The 17,728-nt window shown below is 58.8% G+C and carries 14 protein-coding genes and 2 pseudogenes; 3 read left to right on the forward strand and 13 right to left on the reverse strand.

The window, feature by feature from the left end:
* Positions 1 to 833 (reverse strand): annotated as a pseudogene (locus FJW07_RS29110) (hypothetical protein); the annotation flags it as partial.
* A gap of 172 nt (positions 834 to 1,005) precedes the next feature.
* On the opposite strand from FJW07_RS29110, the gene FJW07_RS29115 reads away from it, so the two are divergent.
* A complete protein-coding gene (locus FJW07_RS29115; protein ID WP_140859635.1) occupies positions 1,006 to 2,460 on the forward strand; it encodes a hypothetical protein in 1,455 nt (484 codons plus the stop codon).
* Between the two features lie 24 nt (positions 2,461 to 2,484).
* Here FJW07_RS29115 and FJW07_RS29120 read toward each other — a convergent pair whose 3' ends face one another.
* The 5 genes and pseudogenes from FJW07_RS29120 to FJW07_RS29140 all read right to left on the reverse strand — a co-directional run bounded on the left by FJW07_RS29120 (position 2,485) and on the right by FJW07_RS29140 (position 8,140).
* Entirely contained in the window at positions 2,485 to 3,276 is a 792-nt protein-coding gene (locus FJW07_RS29120; protein ID WP_181182749.1) for a hypothetical protein, read from the reverse strand.
* A gap of 118 nt (positions 3,277 to 3,394) precedes the next feature.
* A complete protein-coding gene (locus tag FJW07_RS29125; RefSeq protein WP_140859637.1) occupies positions 3,395 to 5,206 on the reverse strand; it encodes a recombinase family protein in 1,812 nt (603 codons plus the stop codon).
* Between the two features lie 32 nt (positions 5,207 to 5,238).
* Positions 5,239 to 5,439 carry a hypothetical protein gene (locus tag FJW07_RS29130; RefSeq protein WP_140859638.1) on the reverse strand — a complete coding sequence of 67 codons (201 nt, stop codon included), beginning with the start codon at positions 5,437 to 5,439 and terminating at the stop codon, positions 5,239 to 5,241.
* A gap of 113 nt (positions 5,440 to 5,552) precedes the next feature.
* Positions 5,553 to 7,207: pseudogene (locus tag FJW07_RS29135) on the reverse strand (ABC transporter substrate-binding protein).
* Complete coding sequence (locus FJW07_RS29140) at positions 7,208 to 8,140, reverse strand: nucleoside hydrolase (protein ID WP_246680897.1); 933 nt, start codon at positions 8,138 to 8,140, stop codon at positions 7,208 to 7,210. It abuts the pseudogene before it with no gap.
* A 231-nt stretch (positions 8,141 to 8,371) separates the two neighbouring features.
* Between FJW07_RS29140 and FJW07_RS29145 the strand changes: the two genes are divergently transcribed.
* Complete coding sequence (locus tag FJW07_RS29145; protein WP_181182067.1) at positions 8,372 to 9,367, forward strand: LacI family DNA-binding transcriptional regulator; 996 nt, start codon at positions 8,372 to 8,374, stop codon at positions 9,365 to 9,367.
* A 78-nt stretch (positions 9,368 to 9,445) separates the two neighbouring features.
* Here the strand turns inward: FJW07_RS29145 and FJW07_RS29150 are convergent, their stop codons facing one another.
* The 4 genes from FJW07_RS29150 to FJW07_RS29165 form a co-directional block, all read right to left on the reverse strand.
* Positions 9,446 to 10,198: a glycosyltransferase gene (locus FJW07_RS29150; protein WP_140859641.1), complete on the reverse strand. Its 753-nt coding sequence runs from the start codon at positions 10,196 to 10,198 to the stop codon at positions 9,446 to 9,448.
* A 376-nt stretch (positions 10,199 to 10,574) separates the two neighbouring features.
* Positions 10,575 to 10,976, reverse strand: coding sequence for a hypothetical protein (locus FJW07_RS29155; protein WP_281405347.1), 402 nt, complete (start codon positions 10,974 to 10,976; stop codon positions 10,575 to 10,577).
* Positions 10,977 to 11,123: 147 nt separating this feature from the next.
* Entirely contained in the window at positions 11,124 to 12,866 is a 1,743-nt protein-coding gene (locus FJW07_RS29160) for a GGDEF domain-containing phosphodiesterase (RefSeq protein ID WP_181182752.1), read from the reverse strand.
* A gap of 218 nt (positions 12,867 to 13,084) precedes the next feature.
* Positions 13,085 to 13,972, reverse strand: a complete 888-nt coding sequence (locus FJW07_RS29165; protein ID WP_181182753.1) for an MEDS domain-containing protein — start codon at positions 13,970 to 13,972, stop codon at positions 13,085 to 13,087.
* A gap of 186 nt (positions 13,973 to 14,158) precedes the next feature.
* Between FJW07_RS29165 and FJW07_RS29170 the strand changes: the two genes are divergently transcribed.
* On the forward strand, positions 14,159 to 15,049 hold the full coding sequence (locus tag FJW07_RS29170; protein ID WP_140783111.1) for a LysR substrate-binding domain-containing protein: 891 nt from the start codon (positions 14,159 to 14,161) through the stop codon (positions 15,047 to 15,049).
* A 48-nt stretch (positions 15,050 to 15,097) separates the two neighbouring features.
* Here the strand turns inward: FJW07_RS29170 and gshB are convergent, their stop codons facing one another.
* The 3 genes from gshB to FJW07_RS29185 all read right to left on the reverse strand — a co-directional run bounded on the left by gshB (position 15,098) and on the right by FJW07_RS29185 (position 17,643).
* On the reverse strand, positions 15,098 to 16,039 hold the full coding sequence (gshB, locus tag FJW07_RS29175) for a glutathione synthase (RefSeq protein WP_140859644.1): 942 nt from the start codon (positions 16,037 to 16,039) through the stop codon (positions 15,098 to 15,100).
* A 225-nt stretch (positions 16,040 to 16,264) separates the two neighbouring features.
* Positions 16,265 to 16,639: a GtrA family protein gene (locus tag FJW07_RS29180; protein ID WP_140859645.1), complete on the reverse strand. Its 375-nt coding sequence runs from the start codon at positions 16,637 to 16,639 to the stop codon at positions 16,265 to 16,267.
* Positions 16,639 to 17,643, reverse strand: coding sequence for a glycosyltransferase (locus FJW07_RS29185; RefSeq protein WP_140859646.1), 1,005 nt, complete (start codon positions 17,641 to 17,643; stop codon positions 16,639 to 16,641). The genes FJW07_RS29180 and FJW07_RS29185 overlap by 1 nt, the downstream gene beginning before the upstream one ends.
* Positions 17,644 to 17,728: the final 85 nt, after the last annotated feature.

Genomic DNA, 17,728 nt, shown 5'->3' on the forward strand with positions numbered 1-17,728 from the left:
GTTCTAATGTCTATGACCCCATCAGATCCTTGGCTGATCGCGTGGCCAAGCTCGCTGGCCAAGGCGAACAGTGAACCTTCTGCCAACTCAACATGCCGGAACAGCGACTTCGCTTGCGTGAAGTCGATCACGAAATCATGGCAAGGGTAGTCCTGAGCTAAGCTAACCACAGCATCTTCGTCGGCATTGCCTGACAGCGATGCCAATTGGATTCCGTACTTGATTCCCTGCTCCGTTCCGCGTTTCTGTCGGCCGAGAATTGCGGGGTCTACTCTGGCTACCAATGGCGAAACGATGTTCGTGGCCATCGAACCACATATTTCTGCAGCGAGCTTGAAGCTGACACTACCCTGGCTTAGCAGGATAAGATTGGCGACAGAGGTTTCGAAGAATTTCGCTGACGCCTGCATGATAGCTTCGAGGGAGGCCCGCGTAGACAGACTTGAATCCACGATTCCGAGCTCGTCTCGCTGCAACCCTTGAGCATCAATGGGACCTAGTTCCGCGAACGGAGACATCCACAGACGATTGGCGCCAAGTGCAACGATCGTCCCGGCACTCTTGCACTGAGCCGGAAGCAAGATATCGAAGCTGTCGTAGCAAGTTTGGAAAATTCGGGAGATTTTGAAAGCGGCGGTATCAGAGCCGCCGGGAGTGATCAGAATTAGTAGGACTTTGTCTGATCGTCGGGCAAATAGCACTTCTTTGCGAAGCGCCTCATACCCTGTTTCGTCTATTTTCCCAGCGTACAAGTAGATGTCGCTGGAGTGTTCTTTTGAGGCCTTCAGGCCAAGTTTACCGAGCTTAGTTTTCGAGGATGTCGATCCTGCCATGCGTTTACTAGTCCCTCCGTTGGCGCCTTGCAGAGGTGTCCCCGCAGGCGGACCGGGTAGATAGGTGCGACAAGTGGTCGGCGCAAGTACCCCTTAAATAAAAATTTGCGAAAATTTGCGACCGCTCCTTCCCGCCTCCGGAAATGCCCGTCGGCGCCCATTTGGCAAACGCATGGTCGAATCGGTGGATCACCGTTACGCTACTTGGATGGAACCGTCGTTTGACCACTCGAAGTATTCGTCGATCGTCTTCATCGACAGCATGATTGCTCTTGAAGGCAAGCCACTGGAAAAGCTGCCGTGGCACGAGCTTGATGCAACCGGTCCTATCCTCGTTCTCGTAGTTCCCCAGGTAAATGCGGAGATAGACAAGCGGAAACGAGATGGCCGATTGGCGAAGCGTGCTAGAACCTTCAATCGCCTAATCGCTCCTGCCGCTGAGACTGCGGCGCCGCATCAGATAGCCAGCGGTCCTCCTGCTGTCGAGATCGCAATTGCCAGACCCACCCGCATTAACTGGGATCAGTATGATGATCTCGACCCCGGTGAGGGTGACGATCGTGTCGTCGCCCAAATTCTCCATGCACGAGACGTGCCGGAAGAGCGTAAGCGACTGCTTACACATGATACAAATCCAATCGCGATTGGATCACGTCACGGGCTGAAGTCCTGGCGGATGCCTGATCATTGGTTGTTAGAGCCCGAGCCGAGCCTGAGCGACAAGGAGGTCGTCCGGCTGAAAGCCCGAGTGCGCGAACTGGAGGAAGCGCAGCCGTCGATAGACGTTTCCCTGCAATTTCCCTTGCCTCAGCCCAAAACGATCTTCCGTGTTGAACCGGTGCCTAGCGATGCCAGGAGGGCGATCACCGCGCACGTCATCCAACGGAACCCCAGTCAGGACGACGATTCTCCATATAGTCTCCGCCGTGACTACAGCTATGGGGATCGCTATCGCGACTACCGGGCCAAGGTCGTGCCGGCATACACCGCGTCAGTCCACCGGTTTCTTGAAGTCCTCTACGCGCAAATTCCCTTCACGTTCAACCTGAAGAACGTCGGGAGTTTGCAGGCTGAAAGCCTGGTGATCAGGCTTACGAGCAAAGGCGGCTCTCTTCACAACCGCTTCACCTATTATCCGATCTTTGGCCCGGCTGCCCCTAAGCCGAGATCAAGCATCTATCCCATTCGGTTTGCTGAGAATGCCCGTAGTCCATTAGTCGTTGGCAGGCATGAGATGCAATTTGCTATCGGCCCGAACCGAACTCCCATCGTTGAGATCCATTGTGCTGATTTCCGGCATGGTCGCAGTTGGCAATTCGAAGGGATTGCGACGATCGATCCCCAGCACGAAGGACCGTTCGCGATCGAAGTTGAGGTCACGGCGTCCAATATGCGCGGAATTCGGACTGAGGTGTTCGATTTTGCCCGCACAGTTGAGAATGCAAGAATTGGCGATCTCGTTGATCTGTTAGGAACAAGCTACAAGATTGCCTTCCCCATGATGGAACGCTTCAAGGCCGAGGTCCGAGCCAAAAATTGGGACTGGATCGAAGCTGTCGACGTTGATGGCCAAGAGGCGGAGGTCGACGAAGACGATGATGAACCGTACGATGAAGATACTGACTGAACAAGCTTGGATCACTTTGCCCGATCAATGCAAGGATGCTTGTCCCTTCGGGATCGGCAGAACCCTGAAATCGTCGGCCACCAATAGCTCTGAATTGTTGTGCCCTATGAATTTTGCCATGTACGAGGTAGCACGACCCTCACCCGTCGAATTTCGATGATCGTGATCGAGAGCCTGGATATCCATCTCCCTTATCGAGAACCGTTCCTTGATGGCTGAAAACCGTTGTTCGTCGGCTATAAGTTTTCGAAATCCCTCTCGAACTTGATCCGTGAAAATCCAGATCGAATGGATATGAGGATTCTCAAGCTCTCCGATCGATTTCCAGTATCTCGATCCGTTCATGTCCAGGCAACCGATTGCTAACGGCTTTAGCGGGTAGAAGAACGGTCGATGGTAGTTCCGTCCGATCAGGTGCCGGCAGATGTAGTTGTACAGGTCGGTGAACGTACCAAGCTCCGATTTCGCCTGTGAGCTATCGATCCATGCGGAACTTTCAGGCCGCTGATTTCGACGGTTGTGATCGAAGGAGATTGTGATCAGAAACCCGTTCCGTCTCTTGAATGTTGAGACGGAATCGAACCTGCCTTTGTGCTCGTCAATGAATTGATTGATCCGGTCATCGAACCACGATGCGTATTGAGACGTGATGGTCGTTGGAGAGGGATTTGAGAAGGACTGCAACATGAGAGTGGCTTTTTTCAAAGGGATATAGACCCATCGGAATCCGGTGGGCGGGAAATGGATTTGGGTGTTCGGAGTCGTGCGAGGATAAGCCGTCGGCACGGGTCGAAAACCGATGTCGGATGGGAACACTGGGAAAATCGGAAAAGGTGGTTCTAGGGGTTCTGAGAAGATAGCCGGTTAACCGGCACGGCTATTTATGGCGATGAGATCGCAAGGGTTTTCGTCGGGAATAGAAAAAATCTCTCGGTCACTGAGCCGAAGCAGGCTCGTCGAATACGTTGTCCCATCCGTCAGACCAGCCAATAGGCATCCCGCGATCACTGCCGGAGATCGTACCGTCTTTGTCGACCAGAACCTGTGCAATGATGTCTGTTGGTTCCTCGCTTCTCACGATTACATAGCGCGAAACACCATCGGCCAGCTCCACTTTGAAGCTACGATTGTACCGTTGCCCTTCCTCGTTGGACCTTTCGATGTGGTCGATCAATCGATCCCGTTCATCGGCATTCAGCTCCTGGCCCTCCAAGAAGGTCCTGATCCTCTCCATTTTAGGCCGTCTACCATCTGCCGCTATCCTCAATGACGTAACCAAAATGCTCAGGCGATTAGCCACTGCTGCTCGCCGCTCATAAATGTCTGGAGCGGACATGTCCTGAACCGACGCGATCAATGTACGCAACTCGTCGGCGGAGATGGTTGGCAGCATGTCGGCTGTGGATTTTTGCTCACGGATTTGCGCGATCAGTGCTTCCTCGGCAGCGATTGACGCTTCACATTCGTCAAGCTTGCCCTTGATGAAGGCCGTGGATGATCCCGGTTCGGTCAACAGTTCGAAAATCCGCTCCCGCTTGGCACTGAGTTGGCGAATCTTATCCTCGATCGCCGTGATTTGCTGTTCGACCGATACACGCTCGGAATTCTCGGCCGCAGCCCTCAACGTAGCGGTGAGGTCGATCTCTTTGACGAAGTAGAGAAAAGACGTCTCGAAATCGGAATATCTCCAACTGACGCTTTCACACCCGAGACCGCGAACCGCGTTTGTGCATTTCAGTGCCTGCGATCCTTTGGGCGGGCGTCCTTTGTGGACGAACCTCATCGGGGCGCCGCAGTACTCGCATTTGGCTATCTTCGTGAACAGATTCCGGTATTCAGGGCCTTTTCGTCCTGCCCCTTCAACCAGTCTCTTTCGGCGCGACGCTTGGACGCGATGAAACTGGTCTTCGTCGATGATCTTCGGAAAGTAGTCCGCCACCGGTTCGCCGTGCGGAACACGATCCCCGTGGTCGTCATAGCGATGCGGCTGAAACTCTCCGAGCACGGCTCGATTGTTGAGAATCTTTGTGATGTAGGATTCGTGCCAGCCGTTCGATTTGGTGAATGTTGGTATGGCTGACTGATTGAGGCGACGCGCGATGGAAAAGGACCCGTTACCTGTGTCGGCCAACTGAAAAATCTGACGAACAATTTCGACCCTGTCGGGAACTAGGTCAAACCCCGCTCGGTCTTCCTGCAATGATAACCAAGCCGGGCAGACCTTGGTCAGTTTCCTACTGCCAGCATTCTTCCGCTTGTTCTCCCAAGCTGCACCAACGCGCATGCTCTTGGTCTTGGATTCCTCATATGCTCGACCCAGGACGACAACCGAGTAGATCACATCGGCGAAATTGGTATCGCCGGCTCGATAGACGTGATTATCGGCGAGGGTAACGACATTGATTCCGCCCTTCACGATATCGAAAAATATGGGCACGGAATCGAGTATCTGCTGACGGCTGATACGATCAAGCGACTCGACCAGTAGATACGAGCCTTTGGCGATTTGCCCGCCCTTCACAAGGTCCAGAAATCTCCCGAGTGCCCCAGAAGAGAAGTTGGCGCCCTTGAAAGCCGAGACGCCTATATCCTCAAGCTTGAAATGTTCAACGAGCTGTAGGCCGTGTTGTTCGGCATACCTCTTTGAGGCCTGCTCTTGCCTTCGGAGACTATCACCTCGCAATTGAATGTCGGTGGACATTCGGATGTAGGAATAAGCCAGCGGACCGGGAAAATCAGAAGCCATACGAAGCTATGTAGACCGGCCGAAAGTCAAGCTCAACGAGCTTTGGCATCAGCGGCTGACGAGAAATTAATCCGCCTTACCATCTGCATGCCGACCTTGCCCGGCCCGACCATCACCTGGACATCGACCGGCACGGCCTCGATGCCCTGGAAAGCGACCGTGCGAACCCGCGCCACCATGTTTCCCGCCCCCGGATTCAGGCTCCTGCACGGCGCTGCGATCAGCCCGCCCAAGACCTCACGCCAGACAACCACAGATTTGTCGCTGAGGCAAGAACATTACAAGAACATCGATTCGGCCGCGGCAACGGTGCGTGGCCGAACCGGTATATTGTCGCCTCCCCAGCCTACCGGTCCAGCCACACCTTCTCGAAATGCTGCTCGAGATTGGGATGCGCCGGATTGTCCTTCACCGCCGCCACCGAATGGGTGAACAGCGAGCGCCAGTAAGGCTGGATGAGGATGCCGGAATCCTGGAGGATCTGCTCGACATCCTTCATGATCTCCTTGCGCTTTTCGACGTCCGGCACGGCAAGCGCCTCGTCGAGCTTCTTGTCGAACGCGGGATTCGCGTAGCCGGATTCGTTCCACGCCTCGCCGCTGCGATAGGCGAGCGCGAGGTTCTGGACGCCCAGCGGCCGCATGCCCCACGACGTCATCGAGAAGGGATATTTGGTCCAGTTGTTCCAGAAGGTCGAGCCCGGCAGCACGGTGCGCTTCACCTTGAAGCCAGCCTCGCGCAGCTGCGCGGCGATGGCGTCTCCGGTGCTGCGGTGCCAGTCCTCGTCGCCGGTGATCAGCTCGTGCTCGAAATCGAGCTGCCCGGCCTCCGCCATCAGCTTTTTGGCGCCTTCGAGGTCGCGCGCCTTCTTCGGCAGCGCGTAATATTCCGGATGCAGCGGGCTGACATGGTGGTTCTCGGCGACCGTGCCCTTGCCGCCATAGCCGAGCGTCAGCACGGCCTGATTGTCGGTCGCCATTTGCAGGGCGCGGCGCACGCGTATGTCGTCATAGGGCTTGTTGGTCACATTGGTGCGGGCAAGGATCGTCGCCGCCGTCACCACTTCCGACTTCACCAGTCCCAGGCCGTCCATGATCGCGACATAGTCGGCGGTGGTCTCGAAATTGATGTCGATCTCGCCGGCTTCGAAGGCGCTCACCCAGGCGCCCGGATCGGTGCCGTAGTCGATGAACTCGATGCCGTCGAGATAGGCCTCGCCACCCCACCACTTGCCGTTCTGGCGCCGCTTGACGACGGCCTTGGTGCCGACGTCGTAGGAGACCAGTTCGAAAGCGCCGGTGCCGACCGGATGCGCGACGAGATTGGCGCCGGCCTTCTCGTAGCCGCGATGCACGATCAGCGCCAATATTCCGTCATCGACGGTATGATCGAGATGTCGGATGAGGACAGTTTCAGCATCACCGTGTGGTCGTCGGTCCTGATGATGGCGCCGTCGCGCGCCTTGCCGGTCTTGGCGTCGATCAGCGCGGTCATGCGGCCGGCCATGGAATTGCCTTCGGCCGCCTTGTCGCACCAGCGCTCGAGGTTGAAGACCACGTCCTCGGCGGTGAAGTCGTCGCCATTGTTCCAGGTCACGCCGCGTCGCAGATTGAGCGTGTATTCGGTGGCGTCGTCATTGACCTTCCAGCTTTCGAGCAGCGAAGGCTTGAACGTGTAGTCGGTGTCGTAGCGCACCAGCGTGTCGAGGAACTGGCGCGCGATATTGGCCATTTCCGGCCAGTCATAGGCGCGCGGGTCCTTCTGCTCCTTGACGAAGGTGGAAACGCGCAGCACGCCGCCCTTCTTCGGCTCGGCGGCTCGCGCCGGCGTCGGCGCGGCGAGCCCGATCAGGCCATAGGCGGCCACCGCCGATGCGCCGAAAATGCTTGCCATCGCCAGGAACTCGCGCCGGTGAAGGCATCCGCCCCGGACCTCCGCCGCCAGGCCCTCGACCAGCGCATGATGGCGGTCGAATTCGCAATGCTCGCTATCCTGCCCCATTTATCTCCCAGCTCCGAAAAGATCGACGAACCAGTCCCAGAAGCCGTCGACGTCGATATCGACGGCCACCCGCGCGTTTGGCGGCCTCTTTGATACATTGTTGAAATCGGCGATGGTCATGCCGCGGGTGACCTCGCCGCCGGTTTCCAGATGCACGTAATAGCTTTCGAACCTGAACAGCGACGGTTTTACGATCGCGGCGAGCGCAATCACGTCATGCAGGTTCGGGTCGTCGGCGCCGAATTCGTCCTTGCGCCGCATCATGAAGTCCAGCACCCGCACCACCACATCCGCTTGCGGACCTGATGCAGCCCTTATCCGGTCGAACACATGGCGCGGCAGCTCCGGCTTCAGCGTGACGTCGAGGCCGACCATCGTCAGCGCGCAGCCGGATTCGAAGACGATGCGTGCGGCTTCGGGATCGCAATAGAGATTGAACTCCGAGGCCAGGGTCATGTTGCCGCCGCGGATGGCGCCGCCCATGATGGTGATGCGTTTGATCAGCGACGGCAGCTCAGGGTGTTCGATCAGCGCGGTGGCGATGTTGGTCAGCGGCCCGACGGCGAGGATCTCGAGCCTGCCCGGGTGCTGCTTCGCCGCCTCGTGGATCAATTCCGTTACGCCGCCCTCGGCAAAGCCGCGCCGCGCGGCGGGCAGCACCACGTCGCCCAGTCCGGTCGTGCCGTGGCTGACGGCGGTGCACAATGGCCTGGCGAGCGGGCGAGAAGCGCCGACATGCACGGGCGCGTCGCAGCCGAGAAAATCGATCAGATCCAGCGTGTTCCTGGCCGTCTTCTCGATCTCGACATTGCCGCAGACGGCGCCGATCCCGACCAGCTCGATCCTGTCCGCGCAGAGCGTCGCCGCCGCGATGCAGACGGCATCGTCGGTGCCGGTGTCGACATCCATCACCAGCGGGATTCTGGAAAGCATGGTCACGTCGCGGTCTCTTGCGTTGCCGGGCTTGCACTGTGGGACAGCGGAACGGGCATTGGAAAGTCTCATATATCGAGGGAGTTAAACGTTTACCTACGGCAATGCCAGCCAGCTGTCAACACGATCGGCCGGCCGGAGCCCCTGCTCGCCACCTGTGCCGGTCGACTTTGCCGACGTAAGAGGCTACGGGATCAGGACGACGGTGCTTGGCAAGCAATGCGAGGACATGTGGCGGCGACCATCAAGGATATTGCGAGAGGTGCCGGCGTATCCATCGCCACCGTCTCCAAGGTCCTCAACCGCAAGGACGCCTTCATCAGCGAGGAAACGCGCAGCCGCATCTGGTCGCTGGCGCGCGAGCTCAACTACACGCCCAACTCCATCGCCCGCTCGCTGGTCACCCGTCGCTCGCAGGTCCTCGGCATCATCGTTCCGGATATTCTCAACCCCTATTTCACCGAGCTGGTTCGCGCCTGCGACGACGCTGCCCGGCAGCGCGGCTATACGACGATCCTGTGCAACTCGGATGGCATTCCGGATAAGGAGGAGGCGCATCTGGCCTTCCTCGCCGGCCATGGCGTGGACGGCATCGTGCTGGCGGCGAGCGGCGTGATCCCGAATGCCGGCCTGCTGCGGGGCCTGAACATCCCGTTCGTGTCGATGGACCGCGAGGTCCCGGAGCTCGATTGCCTGGCGGCGACCGTCGATACCGACTATCGTAACGGCGCCTTCCAGTCGGCCGGCTACCTGATCGCCAAGGGTCATACGCGCATCGTCTTCCTCAGCGGTTCGGCGGAAAGCTCGAACACCAGGATCAGGCTCGCCGGCTTCGAGGAGGCGCACCGCCAGGCTGGCATCGCCGTCGATCGCGACCTCGTCCGCTGTGGCGAGTTCCAGCACAGTTTTGGGCGCCAGGCGACGCGGGAGCTGCTGGAAAGCACCCGGTTTTCGGCCATCTGCTGCATGAGCGACATGCTGGCCATCGGCGCCACGGTTGCGCTCCGCGAAAAGGGGCTTGTTGTCCCCGACGACTGCGCCGTCATGGGCTTCGACAACATCTATCTGGCGCCGCTGCTGGAACGCCCGCTGTCGACGATCGACCGCCGCATCTTCGAAGCAGGCACCATCGCCATCGACGCGCTGGTCGACTTCCTCGAAGGGCCCGACCGGCGTCGCGCGGCGATCGTGATGGAGCCAAGCGTGGTCGAGCGCAAGACGGCCTAATTAGCGCAGTGGGACGACGCCCGGAGCGCTACCTAATGCATGTCGCGCAAAACCGAGGTCACTTTTGCGCGACATGCATTAGGCGGTGATGAAGGCATCGACCGTACCTGAAAGCGATCGATCGATTGCGATGTGGGGTGGAAGCCACTCCATGACAGGATATCGGAAAGGCCAAGGCATGGCGATCCGGCGCAAAGAGCCGCTTTCCAGAAAAATCTCATTTACAAGGTCTATGAACCGCCCGCGGTCTCGTTCAACTCGTTTCAAAGTTTGCGAACGAATATAAGCCCGGGGGATTCGTCGCTCCTTCAGCGCTAAGACAGCCTCCGCGATGGATCGAGGATCGGGTGGAACTGTAAGCGAATAATCGTCATCCAGATAAAGGTCTCGGCCACCATGGTTCGGGGTCGTGACAACAGGTAGCCCCGCGAGAAGATATTCTGTGCTGGCGAACATTGGTCCCTCCATTTCAGAGAGACAAATTCCCACGGCTGCACGATTTAGATGCATGTTCACGTGAGCCGGCGCCAATCGGACAGGCTTGCCGGTGCTGTCAAACTCATTGATAAACACGTGACCCGGCGCGAACTCCTTGTGCCGATTTATTCGCGCCCTTTCCGACTCCGTCGTAGATGATCCGACTAAGTCACGATAAAAGACAAACGCGCAACGCTCGATGCCAAGAGACAAGTCGTGGCGTTTCCACGAAGCCAGTTGCGCATTGTAGATTGCATCAAATTCTACAGGGACGTTCTTGAGGGGCCTGAATATGTATTCGGAGGTTGTTGAAGTCTTGTTGTGCAGGACAGCCGCCTCACCGGACTGGTTCAAGAGGTCAGCCTCGGCTTGTGTGTTGCATAGGAAGATCAGCGAGTGACGGGGGTTCCTAAGTCTATGCAGAACGGCATAGGTCCGGATCGTTTTGACGCTGGAATTGTTTTCGATGGACCAGGTTGGCGAGATGAGAAACCAGGCACGGTGGCTGCGTGGAAGGAGAGGTATGTGACTTGCCAATCCGAGGGGCGTACCGGACATTCCCGAATAGGATATGAACGGATCGTCCGACAGCAAACTTGCCTGAAGAGCAGGTTGCGACTTCGCGGAAGGGTACCCTTTCCGGAGATAGCGGCGATGACGCAGCATTGCTCCGACAATTTCGAATAGGGTAGGAGGGCGATACCCGTGCTGTAGAGTCAACATGCGGCAACTACGCGGCCGACTTCAGCCGCTTCTCCTCCACGCAATCCCAGAACAGGGCAGCTATATCGGCGCCGCCGAAACGCTGCACCTCGCGCACGCCGGTCGGCGAGGTCACGTTGATCTCGGTCATGTAGTCGCCGATCACGTCGATGCCGACCAGGATGAAGCCGCGTTCCCTGAGCGCCGGTCCGATGCGGGCGCAGATCTCGCGCTCGCGTTGCGTCAGCTCGGTTTTTTCGGCGCGGCCGCCGACATGCATGTTGGAGCGGGAATCGTGATCGGCCGGCACGCGGTTGATCGCGCCCACCGGCTCGCCGTCGATCAGGATGATGCGCTTGTCGCCCTTGAGTTCCGAGAACTCGGTGACGAAGATCTTTTTCCGGGCGACCGTGCGAATCCGCGCCACCATCTTTTCTCAAGCCCCCGGATACCGGCTCGCTCGCGGCCCTGCGTCAGGTTGCGAGCGAGATCAAGCCAGACAACCACAGATTTTTGCTTTGGGCAAGAACATTACGGGAACATATCGACGCTGAGGTTATGCCAGCCACGCACGATCCTAACGGTGTCCAAGCTGGGGCGGGAGGCACGCGAAAGTCGCGGCATCAACGGCCTCGCCAAAGAAAAACCCTTGTCCGAAGCGGCAATTCATATCCCGTAGACGTGCGCAGTCATCGCCCGTTTGTATCCCCTCCGCTACAACACGAAATCCGAGTTCGTTCGAGATCCTGATGATCGATTCGACGATGATCTGCTTGGAGCGGCTCTCTCCAAGCCCCGTGACAAAGGTGCGATCGATTTTGATCTCCGTAATTGGAAGCTCTTCCAGGTAGCGCAGGTTCGCGTAGCCCGTCCCGAAGTCATCGATCGAGAGCCCGACCCCAAGTTGACGAAGGTCTCTCATTATCGACAGCATTTCAGCGGAGCTTTCGACCATCAAGCCCTCGGTAAGCTCAAGCGTGATCCAGGCGGGATTGACCTCGCGTTCCGACAGAACCTCGGAAACGAATTGCGGCATATCGCGAAGCTTGAATTCGATCGCCGAGACGTTCATCGAGAACTTGAGCGCAGTCGACCGGCCGTCGTTTGTCCGCTGCGCATAGTCCACGACTGCCCGCAAACCGCGGAACCCGATGTCAAGTATGAGGCCCGTGTCTTCGGCGTGCTCGATGAATCTACCGGGCTGCTGAGTTCCGAACAGGCCGTGATGCCATCGCAACAAAGCCTCACCGCCGACCAGAGTTCCCGTGTCCAGCTCGACCTGCGGCTGATAATAAAAACCGAATTCGTCATTGGCCAATGCCTGCTGCATTTCGCGGGTCAGGCGCAGCCGATTGCGGGCCTGCCGCTCATCCTCGGGTTTGAATTCGCGAACCTCCAGGAAAGCCGATGATTTTGATCTGCGCAAGGCAACGCCGGCTTGGCGGGCCAGAGTCATCGCATCGGCCTTCGGGTGTCCGACGACATAACCCATGGCGAACCGCATGTTGATGGTGGCGCCGGCAACGACGAAGCTTTGCGAAAGGACCGACCGGATCGTCGCATTGGTGATCTCAGCACTTTGGCCGGGCGTCAGCGGATGCGCGACGCCAAATTCGTCTGAGCCGGTCCGCGAGACGACGGCGATGCTCGCTCGGGCGAGCCGCTGCGCAATCTGTTTCAGGACCTGATCGCCGACGTCGTAGCCGTAGCCTTCGTTGATGTCATGGAACCCTGCCATGTCGATCTTGGCGATCAGGATCTGTTCCTGCCGGCCAACCAGGAGATTTCCAATTTCCTCGATAAAGGCATACCGATTGAGGGCCCCGGTCAGAAGGTCTGAGCGCGCACTATGCTCGATCTGCTCAGCGGCGTTCTTCCCTGCGGTCACATTGCGGATCAATCCGATGTAGTGCGTTGTCTCCTGCCCATCCGCACTGACCGGCACGAGCCGAAGATCATTCCAGAACAGACTGCCGTCTTTGCGATAGTTCCTCAAAGTGACGGATATGCTCGTCCGCCTCGCAATTGCCTTGCTAACCGCATGTATTTCAGGCTGGAGCCGGTCGCTACCTTGCAGAAAGCGGCAGTTTTTCCCGACAAGCTCGTTGCTGACGTAGCCTGTAATCTCCTGGAAGGCCCGGTTGACGTACACCAGCGCGCAATCCTTGTCGCGGAGATCACTGATGGCCACGCCGTCTCGTGAGAGATCAGGCAGCCTATTCGTGATTGTTTCCGGTAAGTGGTCGCGAAGCCAGTCCGAGCGTTCATTCCCTGTCGAGGTAACCAGCGCGCCGAAACCGGCCTTGAATTTTGGTGGCATGGCTCGCCTGCAAGACATGTGGGTTCAGGCAGAAAGTATCAGCCGCCATCACACTTTCTACTGGGAGGAATAACAGGGCAGATGTTCACGTCCAGCGTAGCGGCGCCAGTCTGGTGCGCCACTTGGTGAGGCGGGAGCGCGAAAAATGAGTACTCCGCTGGCAGACTGGCGGACCTTCCGAAGTCCGTCGGGAATGAACCTTGCTGTGTTCGTTCGCGCTAATCGCTCAGGACGATGCGAAGCAGGTCGACGGTGCTCCTCGCCCCGGTCTTCTTGATTAGGTTCTCGCGGTGAAACTCGACGGTTCGGGGGGCGATGTTCAAGATGCGGGCGATCTCCTTGCTTGAGTGCCCTTTGACGATCTGGGCCAGCACCGTCCGCTCTCTTGACGTCAGCGCATCATGTCCCGGAAATGAATTCGGCAGAATGTCCGGCGCGCCGTTGGGCTTCTTCCCGCCCTGCTGTTTTGGTTGCCTGAGCTCAGGGGACTCAAGAAACTCCCAATCATTGTTTTGCCTGATAATCGTGCCCTGATGGGCGCGCGCCACCTCGAGAAGGTCCACGATCCCGCTTTTCGCCATGGAATAAGTGCACAAGACGAGCATTTTCTGGCCAGCGACGGACCGGTCCAGGTCGTGCTCATATTCGCAAAACTTCTCCCAATGGTCGGTGCCGAGCCAGAATGCGTTCCCGCTGATCCGTATTCCGTCATAGCCTTTCGTCAGTGCGTTCCGAAGCTTTTCGTTCCAGCTTCGGATAATCCGTTTCAGGTCAAATTCACCGCCGGGCAGGTACCACTCGGCAGCACACACCATTTCGATCTGGCCGGCAGATAGCCGCGCGTCGATATCGGGAATGGAACCTCGCAGCGCGTTTCTGGCTTCTTCCTCTGTGATCGGCTCGGAGATCGCCCATAGGCAAAACTCGTTGTTCTCCAACCCGGCCTGAAAGTATGCGACGTTGGCATCTAGCAAATCTTGTGCGGCTTCGTAGAAAACGCACATATGCATGCCCCAAGAAATCTCGCCGAAAACGCCTATCCCTGACTTGCGCTGTGGGCCGGTCCCATCGCCGTCATGCCATTCTGAGGAGTGCCTGGAGGTCATCGGAAAATCACCTGCAGCGCAGGCGTTGCATCTCCTTAATCGCAACATAGGGTCGCACATGGACCGGAAAGCGACGAGGCGCTCGCCGCGACATGAAAACTCAAGATGGGCATCCCTTGCCTATCACTCAAATAGATTATACTGATGTCATTAAGCGATTTGATAGCTTAATTAAAGGACGTTTCCTTGGAAATTCGACAGCTGCAGCATTTCGTAGCCGTGGCGGAGGAAAAGCACTTCACCCGTGCCGCGCAGCGCGTGAACATCGTGCAGTCGGCGCTTTCAAATTCGATCCGGTTGCTCGAGGAAGAACTCGACGCCAAATTGTTTATCCGGAGCACGCGTCAAGTAAGGCTGACTGACGCTGGACGAATCTTGCTCGACAAGGCGAGGAGTGCGCTGGATTCCATCCGGGATGCGCGCGAGTCGGTTGCAGCTGTCCGCAATCTGGAACGAGGAACATTGAGCATCGGTACGGTCCAAAGTCTGCCGGCGTTTCTTGATCTGCCCTCGCTCATCGAAAAATTCCACGCCTTGCATCCCGGCGTTGAGGTCAAACTCCGCCAAGGCAGCTCTTCGGAACTCATCGAAAGAATGAGAAACGGTCGTCTCGATCTGGCGTTTTTCCCCCTCAGCGAGTCACCAGCCGATATCAAGACCGATATGATTGCCTGCGAGCCTCTCGTCCTGGCATGTGCTCCAGGGCATCCCCTCGCGGGGGCGCAAGGCGTCTCTTTTGCCGCTCTGAAAGATGAGCCCTTTGTCGATTTCGAACCGACCTGGGGGACGCGATGGCTGGTTGACCAAGGATTTCTCGGCGCCGGCATTGGCCGACACATTGCCTTCGAGGTCAGCGATCTCGAAACTCTCTTCGAGTTGGTGAGGCGAGGCATGGGCGTGGCTCTTTTACCCGAAGCGATCGCGGAAGCTCGTCTCCCCTCGCTCGGAATTGCTCAACTCGCCGGGCCGGAGATTTGCTGGGAACTCGTGGTGGCCTACCAGACAGTAGAAGGCGACGATGAGGGACCGCCAGATCATGCTGCGCGAGCCTTTTTGAATCTATTGGATATGCCATAGGGTCAGTCGAACGCCACTGCCCGAACTGACCCATAGCGCAGGCCGAAGCTACCCCCGCTTGCCTTCCACGCAATCCCAGAACAGGCTGGCTATATCCGCGCCGCCGAAACGCTGCACCTCGCGCACGCCGGTCGGCGAGGTCACGTTGATCTCGGTCATGTAGTCGCCGATCACGTCGATGCCGACCAGGATGAAGCCGCGTTCCCTGAGCGCCGGCCCGATGCGGGCGCAGATCTCGCGCTCGCGTTCCGTCAGCTCGGTTTTTTCGGCGCGGCCGCCGACATGCATGTTGGAGCGGGAATCGTGATCGGCCGGCACGCGGTTGATGGCGCCCACCGGCTCGCCGTCGATCAGGACGATGCGCTTGTCGCCCTTGCGCACGTCCTTGAGATAGCGCTGCACGATATAGGGCTCGCGGAACAGCTGGCCGAACATCTCGAGCAGCGAGGCGAGATTGCGGTCGGCTTCAAGCAGATGGAAGATGCCGGCGCCGCCATTGCCGTAGAGCGGCTTGACGATGATGTCGCCGTACTCCTTGCGGAAGGCGGCCACCTCCTGAGGGTCCTTGGTGATCAGCGTCTCCGGCATCAGGTCCGGGAATTCGGTGACGAAGATCTTTTCCGGGCTGTTGCGCACCCAGGCCGGGTCGTTGATCACCAGCGTCTTCGGATGGATGCGCTCCAGTATATGCGTGGTGGTGATGTAGTTCATGTCGAAGGGCGGGTCCTGCCTCAGCAGCACCACGTCCATCTCGGAGAGGTCGGTGCGCACCTTCTCGCCGAGCGAGTAGTGGTTGCCCTTCTCGTCGCGCACCTGCATCTCCTCGATGCGCGCGAACACCTTGCCGCCCAGCATCGACAGCCGGTCCGGCGTGTAGTGGAAAAGCTTGTAGCCGCGCCGCTGCGCCTCCAGCGACAGCGCGAAGCTGGTGTCGCCGACGATCGACACGGTCGAGACATGGTCCATCTGGACGGCGATCTTCAGCGGCATTTGCGGTCTCCGGGGAACTCAGACGCCCGATATAGGGAAATCGGCGGCGCCTGCCAATCGTGCTCGCTTGGTGCAGACGCTCAGAGACCCGTTTCGAACTTCGCTCTGGCGAGTCATATGGTGGTGGTTTCGAGAACCGGAGCGGAGCGGACGTTTGGGTCCGTGAGCACCGGAAGCGCAGAAACCGCCATCAGATGGCCGCCAGAGTAGAATTTCCAAACGGTCTCAGCGGTCGAAGACCAGCCTGGAATAGCCCATAAACGACAGCGCCATCGCGACGATCGAGGCAAAGGCCAGAGCCGCGAGCGGCGGCAGCGTCGGCAGGGCGAACAGGATGGCGCAATAAACCAGGTAGTTGACGATGCCGGTGGCGATGCCGACGCCGCCATAGCGCGCACCCTCATGCGCCAAGCCTCGGCTCGACGGCGAGAAGGTCAAATGGCGGTTGATCTGCCAGGTGACGCAGAGCGCGAAGCCGATCGACAGCACGCGCGCCGCCATCGGGCCGAGCGGCGTCGCGGCAAGCAGCAGCCAGAGCGCCGCCGCGTCGGCGACGAAACCGATGCCGCCGGTAAGGATGAAGCGGACGAGGCGGCCCACTATGCCGCCCGCGAGGCCTTGCCCGGCTCGCTTTTCGATGAGGCCTGCCCGGATATCCCGCGCTCGGCCCGGCCGGAGGAAATCGACAGGTAGAAGATGCGCTTCTGCTCGGCCCGGCCGCGCGACACCGAATCGAGGATCAGCCCGGTCATCATCGAGAGCATGGCCAGAAGCAGCATGCCGATCGACAGCACCCAGGTCGGCATGCGCGGCACCAGTCCCGTCTCGGCGAATTCGACCAGCACGGGTATCATCAGGCCGATGCTCGCCGCCAGGAAGAACAGCGCGAACGTGCCGAAGAAGCGCAGCGGCTGCGTCTCCTTCACCAGCATGGCGAACATCCACAGGATCCTGGCGCCGTCGCGGAAAGTCGACAGTTTCGACGACGAGCCCTCCGGGCGGCGGCCGTAATCGAGCGCCATCTCGCTCACCGGCAGCTTGAGCTGCGAGGCATGCACCGACATCTCGGTTTCGATCTCGAAGCCGCCGGACACGGCCGGGAAACTCTTGACGAAGCGGCGCGAAAACACCCGGTAGCCGGAGAAGATGTCGGTGAAGTCGGTCCCGAACAGGCCCTTGTACAGGCGGTTGAAGACGCGGTTGCCGAAGGCGTGGCCGTTGCGGCCGGCATCGTCGGTGACGCCGCGCCTTGTGCCCACCACCATGTCGGAGCGCTCCGTCTGCAGCACATTGATCAGCTGCGGCGCATCTTCCGGCGCGTAGGTGCCGTCGCCGTCGGCCATCACATAGATGTCCGCGTCGATGTCGGCGAACATGCGCCGCACCACATTGCCCTTGCCCTGGCGCGGTTCGCGCACGACGGTGGCGCCGGCGGCGCGAGCTTTCAGCGCCGTGAGGTCCTTGGAATTGTTGTCGTAGACATAGATCGCGGCTGAAGGCAGCGTCTCGCGGAAGCGCCGCACGACCTCGCCGATCGTCAGCTCCTCATTGTAGCAAGGCAGGAGCACGGCAATAACCGGCTCGTGGCGGACTGCATGCGGCATGTCTGTCTCCGGACGCTCGACCAGCCTCCGGCCGTCCCTGTGCCGGCCCCCTCGAGCCGTTTTACTATTTATTGAAGCCGTTAAG

This window comes from Mesorhizobium sp. B3-1-9, assembly GCF_006439595.1.
Lineage (GTDB): Bacteria > Pseudomonadota > Alphaproteobacteria > Rhizobiales > Rhizobiaceae > Mesorhizobium.